This is a genomic window from Acinetobacter sp. TUM15064, from assembly GCF_008980265.1.
In the GTDB taxonomy this organism is placed as follows: domain Bacteria; phylum Pseudomonadota; class Gammaproteobacteria; order Pseudomonadales; family Moraxellaceae; genus Acinetobacter.
In genome coordinates this window covers 45,165-66,233 of sequence record NZ_BKFU01000011.1, presented here as the reverse complement: position 1 = coordinate 66,233, position 21,069 = coordinate 45,165, and the positions used below count along the sequence as shown (strand labels likewise).

At 41.3% G+C, this 21,069-nt stretch carries 18 protein-coding genes; 4 read left to right on the top strand and 14 right to left on the bottom strand.

The window, feature by feature from the left end; genetic code table 11:
- Positions 1–3: 3 nt before the first annotated feature.
- The 4 genes from cyoB to ppsA all read right to left on the bottom strand — a co-directional run bounded on the left by cyoB (position 4) and on the right by ppsA (position 6,864).
- On the bottom strand, positions 4–1,992 hold the full coding sequence (gene cyoB, locus GBI16_RS05630) for a cytochrome o ubiquinol oxidase subunit I (protein ID WP_086207731.1): 1,989 nt from the start codon (positions 1,990–1,992) through the stop codon (positions 4–6).
- 3 nt (positions 1,993–1,995) lie between these two features.
- Positions 1,996–3,069, bottom strand: a complete 1,074-nt coding sequence (cyoA, locus tag GBI16_RS05625) for a ubiquinol oxidase subunit II (RefSeq protein ID WP_086207730.1) — start codon at positions 3,067–3,069, stop codon at positions 1,996–1,998.
- A 302-nt stretch (positions 3,070–3,371) separates the two neighbouring features.
- Positions 3,372–4,139 (bottom strand): RDD family protein, encoded by a 768-nt coding sequence (locus GBI16_RS05620; RefSeq protein ID WP_151706699.1) that lies wholly within the window; start codon positions 4,137–4,139, stop codon positions 3,372–3,374.
- 346 nt (positions 4,140–4,485) lie between these two features.
- The gene (ppsA, locus tag GBI16_RS05615; RefSeq protein ID WP_119062902.1) at positions 4,486–6,864 is read right to left on the bottom strand and encodes a phosphoenolpyruvate synthase; all 2,379 of its coding nucleotides are present in this window, start codon (positions 6,862–6,864) and stop codon (positions 4,486–4,488) included.
- 156 nt (positions 6,865–7,020) lie between these two features.
- Between ppsA and GBI16_RS05610 the strand changes: the two genes are divergently transcribed.
- Positions 7,021–7,857, top strand: coding sequence for a pyruvate, water dikinase regulatory protein (locus GBI16_RS05610; protein ID WP_086207727.1), 837 nt, complete (start codon positions 7,021–7,023; stop codon positions 7,855–7,857).
- Between the two features lie 144 nt (positions 7,858–8,001).
- The gene (locus tag GBI16_RS05605; protein WP_228199370.1) at positions 8,002–8,679 is read left to right on the top strand and encodes a hypothetical protein; all 678 of its coding nucleotides are present in this window, start codon (positions 8,002–8,004) and stop codon (positions 8,677–8,679) included.
- A 34-nt stretch (positions 8,680–8,713) separates the two neighbouring features.
- On the opposite strand, the gene GBI16_RS05600 is transcribed toward GBI16_RS05605, so the two are convergent.
- From GBI16_RS05600 to GBI16_RS05585, 4 genes are all read right to left on the bottom strand, one after another.
- A complete protein-coding gene (locus tag GBI16_RS05600) occupies positions 8,714–9,277 on the bottom strand; it encodes a flavoprotein (RefSeq protein ID WP_151706698.1) in 564 nt (187 codons plus the stop codon).
- 230 nt (positions 9,278–9,507) lie between these two features.
- Entirely contained in the window at positions 9,508–10,509 is a 1,002-nt protein-coding gene (locus GBI16_RS05595; protein ID WP_086207724.1) for an LLM class flavin-dependent oxidoreductase, read from the bottom strand.
- A 280-nt stretch (positions 10,510–10,789) separates the two neighbouring features.
- On the bottom strand, positions 10,790–11,317 hold the full coding sequence (locus GBI16_RS05590) for a hypothetical protein (RefSeq protein WP_086207723.1): 528 nt from the start codon (positions 11,315–11,317) through the stop codon (positions 10,790–10,792).
- Positions 11,318–11,540: 223 nt separating this feature from the next.
- Positions 11,541–11,969: a glycine zipper domain-containing protein gene (locus GBI16_RS05585; protein ID WP_086207722.1), complete on the bottom strand. Its 429-nt coding sequence runs from the start codon at positions 11,967–11,969 to the stop codon at positions 11,541–11,543.
- A gap of 463 nt (positions 11,970–12,432) precedes the next feature.
- Here GBI16_RS05585 and prfA point away from each other — a divergent pair, with 463 nt between their 5' ends.
- Positions 12,433–13,521: a peptide chain release factor 1 gene (gene prfA, locus GBI16_RS05580; RefSeq protein WP_110974166.1), complete on the top strand. Its 1,089-nt coding sequence runs from the start codon at positions 12,433–12,435 to the stop codon at positions 13,519–13,521.
- The gene (gene prmC / locus GBI16_RS05575; protein ID WP_151706697.1) at positions 13,521–14,339 is read left to right on the top strand and encodes a peptide chain release factor N(5)-glutamine methyltransferase; all 819 of its coding nucleotides are present in this window, start codon (positions 13,521–13,523) and stop codon (positions 14,337–14,339) included. Before prfA ends, prmC begins: the two co-directional genes overlap by 1 nt.
- Positions 14,340–14,395: 56 nt before the next feature.
- Here prmC and GBI16_RS05570 read toward each other — a convergent pair whose 3' ends face one another.
- From GBI16_RS05570 to GBI16_RS05545, 6 genes are all read right to left on the bottom strand, one after another.
- The gene (locus tag GBI16_RS05570; protein WP_151706696.1) at positions 14,396–15,217 is read right to left on the bottom strand and encodes an ABC transporter permease; all 822 of its coding nucleotides are present in this window, start codon (positions 15,215–15,217) and stop codon (positions 14,396–14,398) included.
- On the bottom strand, positions 15,217–16,176 hold the full coding sequence (locus GBI16_RS05565) for an aliphatic sulfonate ABC transporter substrate-binding protein (RefSeq protein ID WP_119062899.1): 960 nt from the start codon (positions 16,174–16,176) through the stop codon (positions 15,217–15,219). Before GBI16_RS05565 ends, GBI16_RS05570 begins: the two co-directional genes overlap by 1 nt.
- Positions 16,177–16,466: 290 nt before the next feature.
- Positions 16,467–16,820 (bottom strand): hypothetical protein, encoded by a 354-nt coding sequence (locus tag GBI16_RS05560; protein ID WP_110974163.1) that lies wholly within the window; start codon positions 16,818–16,820, stop codon positions 16,467–16,469.
- Positions 16,821–17,298: 478 nt separating this feature from the next.
- Positions 17,299–18,258 carry a hypothetical protein gene (locus tag GBI16_RS05555; protein ID WP_151706695.1) on the bottom strand — a complete coding sequence of 320 codons (960 nt, stop codon included), beginning with the start codon at positions 18,256–18,258 and terminating at the stop codon, positions 17,299–17,301.
- Positions 18,259–18,267: 9 nt separating this feature from the next.
- Positions 18,268–19,590: a sphingomyelin phosphodiesterase gene (locus GBI16_RS05550; RefSeq protein WP_228267816.1), complete on the bottom strand. Its 1,323-nt coding sequence runs from the start codon at positions 19,588–19,590 to the stop codon at positions 18,268–18,270.
- A gap of 330 nt (positions 19,591–19,920) precedes the next feature.
- Complete coding sequence (locus GBI16_RS05545) at positions 19,921–20,946, bottom strand: AraC family transcriptional regulator (protein ID WP_110974168.1); 1,026 nt, start codon at positions 20,944–20,946, stop codon at positions 19,921–19,923.
- Positions 20,947–21,069: the final 123 nt, after the last annotated feature.

Here is a 21,069-nt window from a genome sequence, read left to right as displayed (position 1 = left end):
GTCTTAGTCCTTCTTCAAGTGTTTTTCAAGAATCGCGTAACGTTCATTCTCAATACGCTCAACTTCAGCAGCAGGAACATAGTAGTCCACCTTCTTCGTGAATGAAGAAGTGATGAAGCTGATAATAGCAGCGATGAAAGTCACAGCAACCAACCACCAGATATGCCAGATTAAGCCAAAGCCCATCACAGTAATGAACATTGCAATAACAAAGCCGGCAGCACGATTCGTTGGCATGTGGATGTCTTCGTACGACGTTGGTTTCGCATAAGCCACACCGTTTTCTTTGTCATTCCAGAAGGTATCAATACCATTGATCTTTGGAACATGAGCAAAGTTATAGAACGGAGCAGGAGACGAAGTCGCCCATTCAAGCGTACGAGAATCCCATGGATCGCCTGTAAGGTCGAGATGGTCGTTGCGTTGTAGGAAACCAACAACAATTTGCATAATGAAACATGCAATACCAAGCGCGACTAAAATTGAACCGAAGAATGCAATAGCGATGTACGGGTCCCATTCTGGGTTGTCATAAGTGTTCAAACGACGAGTCATACCCATGAAACCAAGGATATAAAGCGGCATGAACGCAAAATAGAAACCAAAGAACCAGAACCAGAACGCAGCTTTACCCCAAGCTTCATTGAGCTTCCAACCAAACATTTTTGGCCAGTAGAAAATGATACCTGCGAACATTGCGAATACTACACCACCAATAATTACGTTATGGAAGTGAGCGATAAGGAATAACGAGTTATGTACCAAGAAGTCCGCTGGTGGAACTGCCATTAATACACCTGTTAAACCACCGATACCGAAAGTCACAAGGAAGCCAAGTGTCCATAGCATTGGTGTTGTGAAGCTGATACGACCCTTATACATGGTGAATAACCAAGAGAAGATCTTCACACCAGTAGGAATCGCAATCACCATGGTCATGATACCAAAGAACGCGTTCACGTTGGCACCAGCACCCATAGTAAAGAAGTGGTGAACCCATACCACGAACGCAAGTACTGTGATCGCGATAGTTGCATACACCATTGATTTGTAACCGAACAACGTTTTACGAGAGAACGTCGCTACAACTTCTGAGTAAATACCAAATGCTGGTAATACTAAGATGTAAACTTCTGGGTGACCCCATGTCCAAATCAAGTTTACGTACAACATTGGGCTACCACCCATGTCGTTTGTAAAGAAGTGGAAACCGAAGTAACGGTCAAGCGTTAACATTGCAATGGTTGCTGTTAACACTGGGAATGACGCAATGATCAATACTGCTGTACACAAAGATGTCCAAGTAAAGATCGGCATGTCCATAAGCGACATACCAGGCGCACGCATTTTAATGATGGTAACGAAGAAGTTAACACCTGTTAAGAGCGTACCTAAACCGGAAATCTGAAGTGCCCAGATATAGTAATCCACACCCACACCTGGAGAGTATTCGATACCTGAAAGAGGAGGGTATGCCATCCAACCTGTAGCAGCGAATTCACCAATTGCAAGCGATGCCATCATCAAACCAACAGCACCAGCAAATAACCAGAAGCTGAGTGAGTTCAATAATGGGAAGGCAACGTCACGTGCACCAATTTGAAGAGGTACAGAGATGTTCATTAAGCCTACAACAAGACCCATTGCTACGAAGAAGATCATGATCACACCGTGAGCGGTGAAGATCTGATCGTAGTGTTCTGGGTGTAAATAACCTTCACCGCCACCACGAGCGAGGAAAAGTTGTAAACGCATCATAAATGCATCAGCAAAACCACGCACAAGCATGATGATTGATACAATTAGATACATAATACCAATTTTTTTATGGTCTACCGATGTGAACCATTCGTTCCACAAGTAGCTCCATTTTTTAAAGTAGGTAACACCAGCAACAACTGCGATGCCACCTAAGATCATCATTGCAACTGTTACCAGTACAATTGGATCATACGGAATAGCGTCCGGACCTAACTTACCTAAGAAGCTCATGTCTTATTCCCCTACAACTGATGAAGCAGGTTCAACTGCGGCATGTGCTTCAGAAGCAGCAGCCCCGTGAGCACCCGCAGTTGCTGAATGATCAGCACCGTGATAGTTGCTCATGTATTTGTTGATCACTGATTCAAACAAGCCTTGCTCTACAGAAGAGTAGTAAGTCACTGGATGTGGCTTAGTTGGGTAAGGCTTCATTGCTTCAGCAGCAGCCTTCTCTTCAGGAGTTTTTGCTTTTGCAATTAAAGCTTCAATTTGATGCTTACCACGGTTACCGTCACGTAAAGATGCAAATTCAGACTGATCTAAAATTGTTTTTTGTACAGCTTTTGGATTAATGCTTGTACCGTTACCTGCTTTAATAGCAGCAACCCATTCAGCGAATTGAGCGTCTGTTAAAGAGTGAGCACGGAAGCGCATTTGCGAGAAGCCATAACCTGAATAGTTTGAAGAGAAACCGCGGTAGCCTTCAGCTGGGCTAGTTCCATCTGCTAACAAATTCAAGTGAGTCTGCATACCTGCCATTGCATAAATTTGACCGCCTAACGAAGGGATGAAGAATGAGTTCATCGTAAAGTTAGAAGTTAATTTAAGTGCAATTGGAGTCTTTTCAGGGAAACGAATTTCGTTAACCGTAGCAATATTAAGATCAGGATAAATGAAGATCCATTTAAACTGTTCTGCAATGACTTGAACATTTACAGGTGCTTTATCGGATTCGATAGGGCGGTAAGGGTCATACTTGTGTGAACCCCACCAAGTTAACCACGCCAGAATACCAATAATAATGACAGGAATACCCCAAACTACAATTTCAATTGTAGTAGAGTGTGCCCATGTAGGTTTATAGTCTGCATCTTTATTCGACGCGCGATATTTCCAACCAAACCATAATGCCATAATGATTGATGGAATAACCACCAACAGCATTAAATAGATCGCAGTCATCATTAAGTCAGATTGACCTTGTGCAACTGGACCTTTCGAGTTTAGAAGTACCATATCACCGCCACACCCAGTCAAGAGCGCGGCAATCGTAGATAAAGACAATACAGCTAAAATCGTTTGTCTCATTTTACAACCTCGGTGAAGAGTCCCATTCCCTAATAAAATTGGGATAGCGATTAAAGTGTCGCATGATTGAAAAGTTTCTTTTTAAGACTAAAAACACTTCTCAATCATAAGACACCGCTACGTTGTAGGGCATTATGCCTCATATCGACAAACTAAGCTATACGTAAAGATGCTTTAAATGACTGTTATAAAAACCGATTTTTTTACTCGGAATTGGGTGTTTTTCCTTAGATATTTATATTGAATATCAATATACTGCGGAAAATAGAGGTGTGCTAAACCTCAGTCCGAATATGCCCAAATTATTGCTTAATAACCTTGGTTTTAGCCAGCTTATCGTGCAAAGTTTGACGCTTTGCGCTTAAACCAAAGACGTGATCGACGATCGTGATGAATGGCATAAATAGCATGTTGAGCACAATAAAGACAACACTGCGTAATGTGAATACACGCATTAAACTAACTTTTTCGTTGGTTTCAATATCTACAATTTTAATTTTGGTGATTTTTTTGCCAATACTTTGACCGTTTTTTGCCAAGAAAAAGGCTTGAATACCAAGCATGATCAGCAAGTAAATCCCCATGCTTGTCCAAGCTTCAGTGGGAATCAATTGAAATAGTTGCGCTTGCAGTTCACTGGCTTGAGTTGCCGTTGTAGCTGCTTGCATTTTCTGCTGAATTTCGGTGAGTTCACCGAACTGATCGGCTTGCAAGAAAAATGAGGGAATGGCAGCTGCAGGTAACCATAATAATAAATCAATAATTTTCGCCAAAACACGAGTACCAATAGAGGCAAGTTCAGGTTGAACCGCTTTTGCAGTCGTACGGTTCTGCTGTGCGAATTGGTTTGTCAGCTGTACTGGTTCAGGAATAGGAGGCTGAGCTTGATAGCCTGCAGGTTCATAGGCCAGTTTTCCTTGGGTGAGTTCACCTAAAGCTTTCCATTCAGGCATACCTTGATGCCAAACTAAATCCGTTAATAAAACTTGTTGGCTTGCGAGCATCTGATTCAGTTGCTCTAAGGTATATGGACCGGCTTGTTGATTATTTCGTGCCAAGAAAATCTGCATATAAACTTAATCTCAAAATATAAATTGGGATGTCAAAATAATAGATGTATTTGTTTTCAAATTAAAAACAAATAGAAAAATCTTATGTTAAAACTTGTGGATAGTCTGGGAAAATTCAAGATGAAATTAACCAAAGATACACAAAACTTATGACAGTGTAGCAAGGAATGAGCCGCTTCTTCTAGTTTTATCGCAATACGATCTTTGCTAAATCAAGATGTTGATATATGAATGCTGAATTTAGCTGAAGCTTTGTATAAAGGGGCTTATTTTAATGACGACACCTAAAAGTAGTCGGCATAAAAAAAGACCCGTGAAAGGGTCTTTTTTTTATCGCATCAAAAAATTAAGATTTTTGAACTTTTTCTGCTGCAAGGAAGAACCATGTGTCTAATACTGAGTCAGGATTTAGTGATACAGATTCGATGCCTTGTTCCATGAGCCATTGCGCAAGATCTGGGTGATCTGAAGGACCTTGGCCACAGATACCCACATATTTACCTGCTTTGCGGCATGCATGAATTGCCATAGATAGAAGCGCTTTAACAGCTGGATCACGTTCATCAAATAGGTGAGATACGATACCAGAGTCACGATCTAGACCGAGTGTTAACTGGGTTAAGTCGTTTGAGCCGATAGAGAAGCCGTCAAAGTGTTCAAGGAACTGTTCAGCCAATAATGCGTTCGTTGGTAACTCACACATCATGATTACTTTCAGGCCATTTTCACCACGTTTCAAACCATTTAAAGCCAATAATTCGATGACACGTTTTGCTTCGTGTACAGTACGGACGAAAGGAATCATGATTTGAATGTTGGTTAAGCCCATTTCGTCACGTGCTTTTTTCAACGCGCGACATTCTAACTCGAAGCAGTCACGGAAGTTGTCAGATACATAACGGCTTGCACCACGGAAGCCCAACATTGGGTTTTCTTCTTCAGGCTCGTATAATTTACCACCGATCAAGTTTGCATATTCATTTGACTTAAAGTCAGACATACGAACAATCACAGGCTTGTCTGCGAATGCGGCAGCAAGGGTAGAAATACCTTCAACTAGTTTTTCAACATAGAATTCGATTGGCGATGCATAACCCGCAGTACGCGCCATGACCGCAGCACGTGTTTCACGTGGCAAGCTGTCAATGTTCAACAATGCTTTAGGGTGGACACCGATCATACGGTTAATGATGAACTCAAGACGCGCAAGACCAATCCCTTCATTTGGAATTTGTGCAAAGTCAAATGCACGGTCAGGGTTACCAACGTTCATCATTACTTTGAATGGAAGTGCTGGCATAGATTCAATTGAATTGGTTTGAATCTCGAAGTCTAGTGAACCTTCATAGATGAAACCTGTATCACCTTCAGCGCATGAAACAGTTACTTCTTGACCGTCTACTAGAACTTCAGTTGCATTACCACAACCCACGATTGCTGGAACACCCAGTTCACGCGCAATAATTGCAGCGTGACAAGTACGACCACCACGGTTAGTGACAATCGCAGCCGCACGTTTCATTACTGGTTCCCAGTCTGGGTCTGTCATGTCTGATACAAGAACGTCACCGTCTTGTACTTTGTCCATTTCTTTAATAGACGTAACAATACGTACTTTACCAGAACCGATACGTTGACCAATTGAACGACCTTCACAAATTACTGTACCTTTTTGTTTCAAAAGGTAGCGTTCCATTGTGCCGACGTTTTCACGGCTCTTCACTGTTTCAGGGCGTGCTTGAACGATATAAATTTGACCGTCATCACCATCTTTTGCCCATTCGATGTCCATTGGAGAACCGTAATGGTTTTCAATGATGAGCGCTTGTTTTGCAAGTTCTTGAAGTTCGTGGTCGTTCAATGCAAATTGTTGACGCTCTTGCTTTTCAACATCAACCACAACAACTGATTTACCCGCAGATGCTTCTTCGCCATAAATCATTTTTTGGTGTTTAGAACCCAAATTACGACGTAATACAGCGTGTTTGCCTGCATTTAAAAGTGGTTTAGAGAGGTAGAATTCGTCAGGGTTGACAGCACCTTGAACAACCATTTCACCCAAACCATAAGAAGCAGTGATGAAGACGACATCACGGAAACCAGATTCAGTATCAAGAGTGAACATTACACCCGCTGCACCCGTTTCAGAACGGACCATACGTTGAATGCCAGCAGATAAAGCCACCACATCATGCGCAAAGTTTTGGTGTACGCGATAAGAGATTGCACGGTCGTTATATAGTGATGCAAACACTTCTTTGATCGCGATCAAAACGTTGTCGATACCGCGAATGTTTAAGAAAGTCTCTTGTTGGCCTGCGAAAGACGCATCTGGTAAATCTTCTGCTGTTGCAGAAGAACGAACGGCAACCGCGATGTCAGGGTTGCCGTTTGAAAGTTCTTCAAATGCTTTACGAACTTCTTTTTCTAGTTCTGTTGTAAGTGGAGTGTCAACAATCCATTGGCGAATTTTAGCACCTGTTTCAGCCAAAGCATTTACATCATCAACATTGAGTGTTTTTAGCTCTGCATTGATTTTAGCGTTTAGGCCGCTTTGCTCGAGAAATTCACGATATGCCTGAGCTGTAGTAGCAAAGCCACCTGGTACAGATACACCTGCATTTGATAGGTGGCTGATCATTTCACCTAGAGATGAGTTTTTCCCACCTACGAGTTCAACGTCGTGTTTCCCTAATTTTTCTAGACCAATTACGCGCGCTTCCAAAGTTGTTACTCCACTTTTGCAGTATTTAATCACTATCTTGGCATCAGATTATAACAAATCTACTTAGCTTTTTGATTTTACTAAGCGACAGTCATGTAAGATCGGTTTACTATAAAGATTATATAGCACTAAGACAAATGTTTAAGGAGAATTTTAATGTCAGAAAGTAAACAGTTTAAGCGGAGTGTTTTTTTTATTTCAGATGGTACTGCAATTACCGCAGAAACCCTTGGGCACTCTCTATTGGCGCAGTTTCCAAATGTTGACTTTGACATTCATATTATTCCTTATATTAGTTCAGAAGAAGCTGCGACCAATGTTGTAGCTGAGATTAATCAAAGAGCATTACAAGATGGTCAAAAACCATTGGTGTTTGACACATTGGTTGACCCGTATGTGCGGGATATTATTAATACTGCAAATGCAGTAAATCTTGATGTTTTTGAGGGGCTTATAAGTAAGTTGTCTGAAGAGTTAGGCACTCCGCCTACAACTTTAGTCGGACAGACCCATGCTGTGACTGATTCTGAGTCTTATAAAGCGCGTATTGATGCGGTGCATTTTGCCTTAGATAACGATGATGGCGCACGTACACGTCACTATGACAAGGCCGATTTGATTTTGATTGGGGTTTCACGTTCGGGGAAAACACCGACCTCGATTTACTTGTCATTACAGTTTGGAATTCGTGTTGCTAATTACCCACTGACTGAAGAAGACTTGGATGATAACCGCTTACCTGCAGTACTTCGAGCGCATAAGCATAAGCTGTTTGGTTTAATGATTGATGCTGAACGTTTGGTTGCCATTCGCTCTGAACGTAAGGCGAATAGTCGCTATGCAAGCTTTAGTCAATGCCAAATGGAACTACGCGCCATTGAAGGGATCTATATTTCTGAGGGGATTAAATATTTAAATGTCTCTGAAATGTCAATTGAGGAAATTTCTACTCGTGTACTCCAAATGACGGGTCTAAAACGTCGCATTGGTTGATATCGAGATGACAGTATAAAGGGTCATCGTGGTGATGCTTTATACTGTTTATTAATTTCGCTATAAATAGAAAAATATAGATCAGATTATATGAAAATAATATCAAAATGCATTTTTAGTCTTATTTTGTTCAGTTCTTTTAATATGACACTTTATGCAGAAAATATATCCATTCAGCAGTCCGAACAAGTGATTATTTTAAAATATGCGGCACTGGATTTTTATGAAGTCAATCAAAAAATCGAACAGGATATTGTCGATTTAATCCAGAAAAATACTGCAAGCTATGCTTATTCTTTCCCCAAATTAACTGAAGATCTTAGACTAAAGATTAATAGCTCACCTGATCGACTGCTTAAATTCTATACCTTTGATGTGGGCGGTGGTGGCACTATGGGTGAATTTTCATCCTATGTACAGATGAAATCGAGACCGTCTAGCAAGCTTCAAGCGATCAATACGGGCTATATTTTAAATATTGATCAAGTGAAAATGGGGACGCAACCGATTTACTTGGTGCAAAGCTATTACAAAGGGGATAGTTGCCACGGTCTATATCAAATTCAAGCCTTTAAAATGCATGCTCAAGCTTTGACACCAGCCCCAATTTTTCAGACGAAAAATAAGAAGCAGTTGAGTTCGATAGAAGTGGATTATGACTGTCATTATGATGAAGCGCGTCAGGGTTCGTATATTCGGGTTTCGAAAGATTTAAAGTATGTTGATATCAAATTACTGAATCAAAATAGTCAGCCAACAGGTCAGTATTTGCGCTATACACGTGGAAAGTCAGCTTATCAATATCAAGGTGTAGTGAATTAAAGAGGGCAAGCTAAAATGCTTACCCACGTGATGTCTAGTGTGTATAGGTGGTAATAATCACATCAACTGGATGTTCTGCACCATCAAGACTCTGGATATCATGTTTTCGAATTTTCACAATTGGCCAAGTCACCAATTTACAGTTTTCACGCTGTAAAGCATGGTAGTAGAAATCGGACTTAAAGAATTTGAGTTTATTGGCAGCAGTATTAGGCTTAAGTTGGTGTCTGAGCCACGGGTCAGCAACTTGGGTTTCTAAAAAACGTAAAGCCAATAGGCATTTAATACGGGTACTAAATAATCGGCGGTTTTTAATGACTAATGGATGCTGGATTAAGCGCTGAACCCCGCGTTCTGTTTTGGGTAAAATGAAGTGAGGTTTATTTTGAAAAACACGAACAGATTGTGCCACCTGACAGATTGACTCAAGTCCACTTACCGTGTGCTGATTGGTGCCAATAATCGCAACACGTTGTTGGTTAAAATCATGCTGTTTAATGTCTGATGATGCAATCAGTTGACCTCTGAAATGCTGAAAATATTCGGGATGGTTTTGAAATAAACCCGATAGGCTATCTGTTGGATGTAAATTAACCATGCTCGATCCTTAATTGTTTTTTTAGTTTTTCCTTAATCTTTTATTTTTAGTGTTTTTGCTCTAAAAAGGCAAAATGATTAACTGTCTGAGCAGTCACGTTAACTTTAGTCTAAGGAGATAACATATTTTGATTATGCTTTTAAGGATGGACAGAGATGGAAAGGGGTCGTATTCATTTTGCCCAATGAATGTCGATAGAACAGTCATTGGGCAAATAGGTTCACGTCCGCTTAGCTATTTTTGATCTGCATTAAACGTTCAAAGTTTTCTAAACGTTTCTCTGTATCATAGATGTCACAAGTGAAAATAAATTCATCGACATCATATTCTAAAAGAAGTTGTTTCAAGCCTTCTTTTACGGTGCCATTTGAACCAATTTGTGCCATAGCATAGAAACTGTCTACGGACATTTTTTCCGCAGCTGACCAAAGGCCGTCCATGCTTTCAATAGGTGCTTTTAACTTTAAGCTTTGACCGCGCATTAGACCTAAAACACGTTGATAGGCACTTGTTGCCAAGAACTCCGCTTCAGCATCAGTTTCAGCAACGACCGTAGGGACACCCATCGACACATAAGGTTTCGATAAGTATTCAGAAGGTTCAAAGTTTTCACGATAGAGCTGAATCGCTTGTTTCAGCATGCGCGGTGCAAAGTGTGATGCGAATGAGTAGGGAAGACCGAGTTTTGCTGCGAGTTGTGCGCTAAATAAACTTGAACCGAGTAACCATACGGGCACATGAGTCCCTTGTCCTGGCGTTGCAACAATACGTTGATTCGGTTCAGCATCTTTAAAGTAATGCAGAATTTCTAAGACATCTTGTGGGAATTGTTCTTCAGTTTCTTGACGACCACGACGTAATGCGCGCATGGTGACTTGGTCTGTACCGGGTGCGCGACCTAAACCTAACTCAACACGATGCGGGTAGAGTGTAGCAAGTGTACCGAATTGTTCTGCTACCACAAGTGGCGCATGGTTTGGGAGCATAATGCCACCTGAGCCGACTTTTAAAGTTGAGGTATTCGCGAGTAAATAGCCGAGTAGCACCGCAGTAGCAGAGCTGGCAATACCATCCATATTATGATGTTCTGCAAGCCAAAGTCGGCTATAGCCTAAACGTTCAGCTTGTTGGGCCAATTTTAAGCTATGCTGTAGGGTGAGTTGTACAGTTTGATCTTCGCGGACAGGAGCTAATTCTAAAATAGAAAATTGAGTTTCGGACAATGTGCGCATTCGGCTTCTCAAATTTGCGGTGTATATCGAAATAATACGATATAAGCAGGGTTTTGTATATCGTTTTTATTCGATGTGTTCTGTCTGCACGATAAATCAGCCGCTAATATGTTGAATTGCAACAGTGATAAATTTAATACAACCATTAAAAATGAATGAGAAGATCATATTCAAATTGTGCTGCTGATCGGTTGTACTTTAGCTTTTTGAGACAGCGATTATTTCTTAAATAAAAAAACACCCGAAGGTGCTTTTTTATTTGGAAATTTTTATAGATGACTTAACGTTTACCGTTTTTGTACCAGCCTAAGTGACGACCATTGTCACCACGGTAGTCGCGATCATTGTATTTATAGTTATTGTAGCGGTAACCACGGTTGTTATCACGACGGTCATAACGATCATTATATCGACGGTCATCTTCATCATCGTAACGGCGGTCTTCTGAGACTTTTTTACCGAGAACGGCACCACCTGCTGAACCTAAGCCCGCACCAATATAACCACCATTGGTGCCACCCATGTTTTTACCTACTGTATAACCACCTGCACCGCCAAGTGCTGCACCAATGATTGCGCCATTACGGTCACGTTTGTTGGCTGAAGCGGCTGCACCTGCACCACCGCCAATGGCAGAACCAATCATAGCACCAGTTTGTCCACCCATTTGGTTACCAATTGCGGCACCGACTACACCACCAAGCGCAGAAGTCAGTGCTGTATTCGTACTATTGCCTGCGTATGTAGTCGTCATTGTTAATGCAGAAGTTGCAATTACAGTACTCATTAAAATTGATTTGATTTTCATTTTTAGACTCCTAAGAGTATGTTCATTTCGTCTTGATTTCACTTTAGCGAAACATATAGGAAGAATAATGAAGAGAAACTTTATCAAAATTGTTGCTTTGGTAAATGCTATGTAACGACTCTTCGTATTTTCTACCAGTTTAGCTCTGTGGAATTACGTCTTGATCTGTGCCATAAAAAAGCACCCGAAGGTGCTTTCTATGACATCTTTACAATGCTGTAAATTAATGGTGTTTACGGTGTTTCTTTTTCCATTTTTTTCCATGGTAAGAGCTGGTTTGTTTGTCTTTTGAGATTTTATTCCCTAGTGCTGCACCACCTGCTGCACCTAATGCCGAACCGACATAACCACCGTTGGTACCACCCATGCTTTTACCTACGGTATAACCCGCACCACCACCGATGGCACCGCCAATAGCAGATTCTGTACGATTACGTTTGTCACTTGCAACAGCTGCACCACCTGCGCCACCCAGTGCTGCACCAATGGTTGCACCAGTGTTACCGCCCATGTTTTTCCCAATTGCAGTCCCTGCAACACTACCTAAAGCACTTGCAGCAGCAACGCGGGTTGTATTATCTGCATACGCAGTTGCAGTAAACATGGATGCTGTCGCTAATGTTGCTGACATTAAGAGTGTATTTAGTTTCATGTGTTTCTCCATGTCCAACATTGGTTGAACTGTCGTATTTATTTCGATGGCGCTAATGTAACAAAAAGATTCTAGTTAATTGTGAAGAGTTGAAACCAAATTGAAACCCGTTGGTTTCTTGTTTGTATCAGTTTTATTACAAATGTGAATAATGCGAATGAAATTTATCCAGACTCGTGCAAATGTGGATAAACCTAGGAGTGATGTAATTCACACTCTGCGTCATAGACGAATGAAGTGCTATTAAAAGTAGTTGGAGTGGGTGTAGATCATTATTTTAATTTTTAACGTCAATGGCTGAACCTATTTTCAAAAATATACAAATTCGATTTAGCTTATATGGAGTAAAAATCAGTCCATATTGAATAAAGATGTTCTTTGGGCGATAGAGTCGTTAAACTAAGCGCAAATTTTTTGGTGCTGTGAAACTGTATTGCAGCCTTTATATTGAGATATTTTCCTAATGAAAGAATCGTTACGTTTACGATTAGATCAACTTTCTGACCGTCACGAAGAATTAACAGCATTACTTGCAGATGTAGAAGTGATTTCAGATAACAAGCGTTTCCGCCAACTGTCACGTGAACATAGTGATTTGACTGAAATTACAGAAGTTTGGACCAAGTACAAACAAGCAGAAGCAGACATTGAAACGGCTGAAGCGATGTTGTCAGATCCTGACTTTAAGGAAATGGCTGTTGAAGAAATTAAAGAAAATAAAGCCATTATTGAGTCTCTAGAAGCTGATTTAAATATTTTAATGATTCCGAAAGATCCAAATGATGCCAATTCTGCCTATTTGGAAATTCGAGCGGGTACAGGCGGTGATGAAGCCGCTATCTTCTCGGGTGACTTATACCGCATGTACACCAAGTACGCTGAATCACAAGGCTGGCGTATTGAGGTGTTGTCTGAAAATGAAGGCGAACACGGTGGTTATAAAGAAATCATTTGCTTGGTGAATGGTGAGGGCGTTTACGGCCGCTTGAAGTTTGAAAGTGGCGCGCACCGTGTACAACGCGTACCTGCAACGGAGTCTCAAGGACGCGTGCATACTTCGGCGTGTACCGTTGCGATTTTGCCTGAAATTGATGTCGATACAACGGTCGAGATTAATGCATCAGACTTACGTATTGATACCTACCGTGCCTCAGGTGCGGGTGGTCAGCACATCAACAAAACCGATTCGGCTGTGCGTATTACCCATATTCCAACAGGAACGGTGGTGGAATGTCAGGAAGAGCGTTCACAGCATAAAAACAAAGCTAAAGCCATGGCTTTACTTGCTTCACGTTTGGAAAATGCAAAACGTGCAGCAGCTGATGCAGCAACGTCTGAAATGCGCCGTGACTTGGTCGGCTCGGGTGATCGTTCAGAGCGTATCCGTACCTATAACTATCCGCAAGGTCGTATGACCGATCACCGTATTAACTTAACTTTATACAAGTTAGATGCGGTTATGGAAGGTGATTTAACTGAACTATTAGATAGCTTACACCGCGAATACCAAGCAGATCAGCTTGCGATGCTTGCACAGCAGAATGGTGGATAATGAATATTGCCCAAGCTTTGGCTTTACGTGGTGAAGCTGAGAGTTACGAACGTCAAGAAAATGCATGGTTACTGGAACACATTACCAAAATTGATTCTTTTGATTTGGTTATGAAAAAAGACCAAGTGCTGACCGATGAGCAAGAGCAAGCCTATGTTGCTGCCTTGGCACGAATCGAAGCAGGAGAGCCTTTGGCTTATGTGACAGGTTCACAGCCATTTTGGACGCTGGATCTGATTGTCACTCCTGATACCTTAGTGCCACGTCCAGATACCGAGGTACTGGTTGAAACTGTACTACGTTTAGACTTACCTGAAGATGCGCGCATCGTCGACTTAGGTACAGGGACGGGTGCGGTTGCGCTTTCATTGGCCAGTGAACGGGACACGTGGGACATCACGGCGACCGATATTTATAAGCCGACTTTAGCGGTTGCCCAGCAAAATGCAGAAAAGCATGACTTAAATGATGTGACTTTTGTGTGTGGTAGTTGGTTTGCACCGCTGAATCGAAAGTTTTTTGATGTGATTGTATCGAATCCGCCATATATTGATGCTGATGATACACACATGCAAGACTTAGCAACTGAACCTGAACGTGCCTTGGTTGCTGCGGATCATGGTTTGGCTGATTTAAAAGTCATTATCCAGCAAGGCAAAAAGCATTTAACCCTCGATGGCTGGGTGGTGCTTGAACATGGTTATGATCAAGCTGACGCTGTACAGAAAATCTTTAAAGAAGCGGGCTATAAGCAAGTCCGTACGGTAAAAGATTATGGTGGGAATGACCGCGTCACTTTAGGGCAGTGGACACAATAATTTCATTGTTCCCTTCAAAATAAAAGCGCAATTGATGCGCTTTTATTTTTTCTACCTTATGTTCCAAATACGTCACGCCAACGCAGTAGCCAAGTCTCGATGGCTTTCATGATGCCATCGCTGAATTTTCCAAGTACGGCTAAAAGAATAATTGCTAAGATCACAATATCGGGACGCGAAGTTTCTCGTCCATCACTCAGTAAGTAACCAATGCCTTGTGTCGCTGCAATCAGTTCTGCGGCAATCATAAACATCCATGCCAAACTTAAACTGTTGCGTAGTCCCGTTAAAATTCCCGGAGATGCCGCAGGTAAAATAATCTGTTGCACTTGCTGCCAGTATTTCAGTCGATAGACTTGCGCGACTTCGATGAGTTTTCGGTCAACACCTTTAATCGCTGCGACCGTGTTGGTATAGGTCGGAAAAAATGCGCCAATCGCAATCAGGGTGATTTTTGATGCTTCATCTATTCCCAACCACAGTAAAAGTAGAGGAATCCACGCTAAGCTTGGGATGGATTTAATCGCTGAAAAACTGGGTTCTAAAAATGCTTCAACCTGTTTGTTGAGTCCGACCAAAATCGCACAAATTAATGCCAGAACACTGCCAATAAAAAAGCCTAAGAATACCCGCCATGTACTGGTCCAGACATGCATCCATAAATCTGCCTGCCATAAATCTAGAAAGGTTTGCCATAAACTACTGGGTGCAGGCAATAAATAAGGTTCAATAAAACCTGCACGGACCAGATATTCACAAGCAATCAGTAAGAGCACTGGAAGGGTGATCGCTTTGAGAGCACGCTTCAATTTCAACTGAAATGAGGAACCCTTTTTCACTTCAATAGGGGTGAAAGAGCTCGCGACTGACTTGGTCATTATTTGCTTACAACCTTTTGTGCATATTGTGGCTTAAACAACTGAGTCACGACTTGATTGACATTGGTGCCTTTACGGACTAAGTCTTCTTCATTCAAAATACTGCCAGACTTTTGTAATGCGGCAATCTGTTTGGCTGACGGAATGTTTTGATCAAAGTTGGTACGGCTTAATTGTAATTTTGCGACATTCAACGGAAGTTTGGACTCGCGTGCCAATAACTCCGCCAGTTTCTCTGGATTAGCTTTGGCCCACTTACGTGCTTGTTCATAGGCTTTAATCACCGCTTCAATGGCTTCGGGGCTTTGCTGAGTAAAAGACTCTTTGACACTGAGCACGCTATAACTATTAAACCCAATATTTCGATACAGTAGTTTTGCGCCAGATTGCACTTGTGCCGAAGCCATCAGTGGATCTAGGCCTGCCCAAGCATCGACTTGACCACGTTCTAAAGCTGTTTTGCCATCTGGATGTTGTAAATGGACCAGTTGCACGTCGCGTTTATTTAGACCCACTGTATCCAATGCTTGTAGGGTAAACAGAAATGGATCTGTACCTTTAGTTGCTGCAATTTTCTTTCCTTTTAAGTCTTTTAAACTTTTAATCTGGGAGTTTTTAGCAACCACCAAAGCGGTCCATTCAGGTTGGCTCTGGATATAAACGGTATTAATTGGACTGCCGTTGGCACGACTGAGCACGGCTGCAAGCCCTGCGGTTGAAGCAAAATCGACACTGCCGCTATTTAAATATTCCAGAGAACGGTTACTGCCTTGGCTAAACACCCATTTAATTTCAGTCTTAGGTAAGGCTTTTTCTAACAATTTCTGCTCTTTCACCACAAGACTGGTTGGCGCGTAATAGGCATAATCGAGTTTGAGTGTGTTTGGAATAGCGGCATGGGCATAAGAGCCGATCAGACCTAAAATCAGTGAAGTGCTCAGTAGTTTAAAGTTTTTCATGTTGCATCATTTAAATAAGTTCATTTGTGGGTTCTTTTAACCTGATGGATGCGAAAAATAAAAAAAGAAAAATGGATAACAAAATATTAAATTGAAATAAACGGGTAGTCTTAGTTTAACTATCTGAATTTTAATAACTTGATTGAGCTATGTGCAGTTTTTGGAGTATAGAATAACTTCCAAAAAGCATAGAATAATTTCTTCTTATATGAAGATTGCATAACTAAATCATTCATTTTGAATGTAAAAAAGCGACTGTAAAAGTCGCTTTTTTTTGAGGGATTGCAAGCTTACATAGGATAGTCTTGTAAGCTGTCAGACACTTCAACTTGCTCTAAAGCATCAGTTTCAAGTGCAAGGCAAAGCGTCACAATTTTCTTTAGATCGGCTAGATATTGTTCATCTTTAAACGATGCACCTAACTGCAGGGCTTGAATACGGTCAGCGCTAATATCCAACGCTTGAGCAGCTTCAATCGCATCAACTTCATTAAAAAATGCAGTAACAGCATGATTTAATTCGAGGTCTGATGCATTGAGAATGCCTTGATCCAGTTGCTCTTCAAATTGTGGGGTAGGAGACTGCAAAGCTTGAGTAAAGTTTTGCACCAGACGTTGATCGAGAACATCAATCATTTTAAGCATGTCATAACCTTTAAAAGAAATAAGGTGATTAAACAGGGGGGAGTACAGCCAGAAATAAGCATTAAAGAATGCTTTAAAATTGGTTGAAAAATAATCCATTTTGGAATTTTTTGCAAATAGATTCCGATAAATGAAAGATGGATTTGTTAAGTGAATGAAAAGCTTAAATTTATTAAATTGAGTGCCTGTGTGCATTTCATACGACTGTTGCAAGGGGCTCGGATAGATCAAAAAGAAGCGTTCAGTGCGGAATATCGTGGAGTTTCAATTAAAAATTTATTTGAATTGTTTTTAAGTTATTGAAATAAATTAATTATATTTTGGATTCTCTGGAATGTTCTTTATTTTAAGATTACTGATTCAAACGTAGACATATTGTGGAATTACAATTTATAAATACAAGCTAAAGCAAGTTGAGGTACATCACCTTGCTTTAGTTGTCTGTGTTTGGGGTAGAGAATGATGAACGTTTACGCCACTAGTTAAAGTGCTTTTGCCTCAGTTGTTCTAGGCGGAGTTGATACTGCTGTTGCCATGCACTTTCAGCTAAATTTTGTTTTTGCTGGTTCATTTCTTGGTTTAGAGCAGTAAGCTCAGATTGGTAACTGGCGATCTGTTGTTGCTGACGAGCGACTTGTTGTTCGCGTTCAGCCATTTGCGCCGCTTCTTTGCCTGAAAAGTAGCTGTTACGAATGTGTTGGGTAATTTCTTGTTGCTGTATTGGGTCGGTGACGCCAATTAAAGCCAATTTAAGGGCTTTATCATAACCACCACTTTGACCATCAATGTTTTTGCTCGAGTTTTTATATTGTTGCTGTAATTGCGCAAGTTCACTCAGACGTTGTTGTAGTGTCATTTGCGGTGCTCGTCCCAAGAGTTCACCATAAGCAAACTGATAGCTGGCAAATTCTTTTTCTTCAGCAAAGCCGAGTTGTGTTTCTTGCTTACCTAAAGTCTGCTCACGTAAGTTCCAAATTTCCTGATAACGCTGTTGTGGTGTCATTTGTGTGGACATGGTTTTAGCTTGCATTTCTTTTTCGTACAGTGGTAGGCGTTCTATCAATCGTTTTAAGGTCTGGGCAAACTGCTGATCTGGATATTCGGCCAATACCTGTTTTAATAATGCCTGACAGTTGGTATCGGGGCAGTTTTGTTGTAACTGGTTTAATAATTGTGTGATATTGCCCGGATTTTTTTGAAAGTGTTGAATAATTTGTTGGATGGATTCTTGTTGCTGTTGTTGCTGCATTTTTGACTCGTCGTTGTTTGCAGCAGCAAGCTTCTCTTGCAAACTGCTGGGTTGAGCAGTCTCTGTAAGGGACGGTGAGGATGCCTGAGTTTGACCCGATGTGGCATAGGATGGGCCAAGGCCCAACCATATCACCACACCGATCACCAATACACTCAGCACCAAAGCGATAAGCCGTAAGCGCTTCATTATTCTTCCTTATGGGTTGTATTGGAATTGGCCCATGACAGGGAAGTGGTCAGATAAGTCCCAAGTCATAAACAAGGTATCGGTAGCCGAGCGAAGAATACGGACATTATTACGTGCTTGTATAGGCTGACGGTGGTTATTGGATGACACCACATAGTCTAAATACTCTACGGTAGAGCCGCCCGTGAGTCCTGCACCCGCGAGTTTATTCACCCGTGGATCGAAGGTTGATTCGGTATATCCTGTGCTGACTGGTACCGTACCATTCAAGTTAATTTGCATTTGTGCATAATCTTGCGGCCACAGTAGCTTGTTGACATTAAAGTCACCGCCCATAAGAACTGCATCAAATGACGGGATATTTTGCTTATCGACCAAAGCGCGGATTTGCTTAAATTGTTGCTGGCGCATATCACGTGCCGCGTCGGTATCAAACGATGCGGTATGCGTGGAGGTCACATGGTAGGCTTTGCCATTCTTGAGAATTTCAGCATAAATCACGCCTTTATCGGCAAAACAGTCAATCCCTGTACAGCTCGGGTAAATAAAATGATCCGTTTTTACGATAGGATGACGACTGGCAACCAATATACCGCTGTCATAAATGTTGTAGCCTGAACCGATTGGAATATAGGTTTGGTACGGATATTCCTGAGCTAATTTGGCCAACATGGCGGTACGACCAGAAGCAAAGGTCTCTTGGAATAAAATCGCGTCGTAGCCTTTTAGGTTTTGTGGTAGTTGTTCTAAGCGTTCATCAATTTTACTTGCCACCAAAGGAAGGGCATAAATATTGTAGGTTAAAACTTTAAACTCATCGGCACTGCTGGCAACAGGTTCTGGCACGGTATTTTGATGGATGGTGTAGTGGAAGTCGTCATAACCACCAGTGTATTCAGCTTTAAAAGCAGTCTGCGCCGTTTTTCCTGCATAATTGGTGTTGAAACGCTGAATGTTACGGTCGTTGAACCATGGTGCAGAGAAATCACTGCCAGATGCAGAATGTTTAATATCGCTGCCAGACCAAGTGCCAGTCATAGATTGTTTCAGGGTGACGCTTGAACCACCGCCTGTAATCACGGTATCAAAATTATAGGTTTGGCCTGACTTTAGCCCAGTATAACGGTTATAACGCAGTACACGTTTGGTTTCATAAGGGGCAATTTGAGTGGCTTCTTGAGCCCATTGACTCCCTTGCGTTAAGGTGCGTGTACCATGATGATTAATATTGACGGAGACTGTTTCAGGGGTGGTATTGGTCACATAAACGTATGAGTCGGCTATCACTGGCTGACTGCACACTAATAATGATAACCATCCGATATTTTTCATTAAGTTTTTATTTAATTGGCTACTCATGTTTTCCCTCCATGATGTTTTTATTCAACATTGTGTCAAGAACAATATGACGAGATCACTATGGCAGTTAATTTTTTGAAGTCAGTGACAAAGTGCGACAGCACCCTGATTTTCCGATGAATGAGCATCAAAAATTCAATTTAATGTATAAGCTCTGTTGACATTTCATTTGGCAAATTAAAACCCAAGTCAGAACAATAGAATGTTAAGGTTTTACTTGAACGAGAGAATTTTATTGGCTAGTGATTTGTGATGTAGAAAGAGCAAGAGCATCTCGTAGTTGCTTATACCAATCGACCTGAGTTAAGCGTCCTTATTTTGACGATAAGCACCGGGACTGACCCCAGTCCACTTTTTAAAAGCACGGTGGAACGCACTCGGATCATGAAAATTGAGTTCAGTGCTAATGTCTTGTAATGATACTTGGCTGTTACTGAGCAGCTCAATCGCCATATCACGGCGTATATCATTTTTCAGTTGCTGATAACTGAAACCTTCGCTTTTCAGTCGCCGCTGAATAGTCGCCTCAGACATATTGAAATGATGGGCAATTTCAGACAGTTCAAGCCATTGTATAGGCGGCTCTTGCATTAAGTAGCGACGAATTTGGGCACTGGTTGAATGTGGATTTTTATAACGGGTCAGTAAAATATGTGGAGTTTGCTGAATAAATTGATACCACGATTTACTGTCCTGTTTTATTGGCATTTTTAAATAATTGGCATCGAACTGAATATAGTTTTCAGCCATTTGATACTGGATATTTTCACAAAAACGAACTTTGTAGTCGATGTCATCTGTAGGTGCATCACATTTGAGTTGAATTTGATTCAAAATCACCCGTTGACCCACTAGCCAACACATAAGCGCATGAATCAGCATGATATAAGTCGCGTAACTAAACATGCGTTTGGGCTGTTGTCGTTCATAAATCACAATATAGGCATAATGCTCTTGCACCATGAGTTGACTGCTAAAGTCATCTAGCACCAGATTCATAAACTGCAAAATATGTTGAATGGCTTGGTCCAGCTGGGTGGTGTGTAATAGTGATTTAGACAAAAACTGAAAACTGCCACGGCGCATAGCATGACGATCCATCCCAAAAAACTCATCATTCATGACATTGGACAGTTCAGTCCAGAGCTGTGCATATTGATTGACTGAGACTCGTGCCTTTGTCGCACTTAACAGTTCGTTATTGATGCCTGCATTTTTCAAAATATCAGCAACTGCATATCCCTGCTTTTCAGCTTCAAACAATGCTTCGTGTACCAAAGCAATTGAAATGGAATCTTTCTGGGTGTTTGCATGTTCCGATGCAGTCATAGTGGCTTCCATATTTTTATTGTGCATTTTGAGCATTGTCCAAAACCATCATGGAAGATGCAATATTTGGAAATTGTACTTAAAGGGTTCTGTGTTTACATTTCTTCTTAAGTCGTAGCATTC

Coding starts and splice junctions, on each gene's coding strand:
- cyoB (WP_086207731.1), bottom strand. CDS start 1,992: ATGAGCTTCTTAGGTAAGTTAGGTCCGGACGCTATTCCGTATGATCCA.
- cyoA (WP_086207730.1), bottom strand. CDS start 3,069: ATGAGACAAACGATTTTAGCTGTATTGTCTTTATCTACGATTGCCGCG.
- GBI16_RS05620 (WP_151706699.1), bottom strand. CDS start 4,139: ATGCAGATTTTCTTGGCACGAAATAATCAACAAGCCGGTCCATATACC.
- GBI16_RS05610 (WP_086207727.1), top strand. CDS start 7,021: ATGTCAGAAAGTAAACAGTTTAAGCGGAGTGTTTTTTTTATTTCAGAT.
- GBI16_RS05605 (WP_228199370.1), top strand. CDS start 8,002: ATGACACTTTATGCAGAAAATATATCCATTCAGCAGTCCGAACAAGTG.
- GBI16_RS05600 (WP_151706698.1), bottom strand. CDS start 9,277: ATGGTTAATTTACATCCAACAGATAGCCTATCGGGTTTATTTCAAAAC.
- GBI16_RS05595 (WP_086207724.1), bottom strand. CDS start 10,509: ATGCGCACATTGTCCGAAACTCAATTTTCTATTTTAGAATTAGCTCCT.
- GBI16_RS05590 (WP_086207723.1), bottom strand. CDS start 11,317: ATGAAAATCAAATCAATTTTAATGAGTACTGTAATTGCAACTTCTGCA.
- GBI16_RS05585 (WP_086207722.1), bottom strand. CDS start 11,969: ATGAAACTAAATACACTCTTAATGTCAGCAACATTAGCGACAGCATCC.
- prfA (WP_110974166.1), top strand. CDS start 12,433: ATGAAAGAATCGTTACGTTTACGATTAGATCAACTTTCTGACCGTCAC.
- prmC (WP_151706697.1), top strand. CDS start 13,521: ATGAATATTGCCCAAGCTTTGGCTTTACGTGGTGAAGCTGAGAGTTAC.
- GBI16_RS05570 (WP_151706696.1), bottom strand. CDS start 15,217: ATGACCAAGTCAGTCGCGAGCTCTTTCACCCCTATTGAAGTGAAAAAG.
- GBI16_RS05565 (WP_119062899.1), bottom strand. CDS start 16,176: ATGAAAAACTTTAAACTACTGAGCACTTCACTGATTTTAGGTCTGATC.
- GBI16_RS05560 (WP_110974163.1), bottom strand. CDS start 16,820: ATGCTTAAAATGATTGATGTTCTCGATCAACGTCTGGTGCAAAACTTT.
- GBI16_RS05555 (WP_151706695.1), bottom strand. CDS start 18,258: ATGAAGCGCTTACGGCTTATCGCTTTGGTGCTGAGTGTATTGGTGATC.
- GBI16_RS05550 (WP_228267816.1), bottom strand. CDS start 19,590: ATGAAAAATATCGGATGGTTATCATTATTAGTGTGCAGTCAGCCAGTG.
- GBI16_RS05545 (WP_110974168.1), bottom strand. CDS start 20,946: ATGACTGCATCGGAACATGCAAACACCCAGAAAGATTCCATTTCAATT.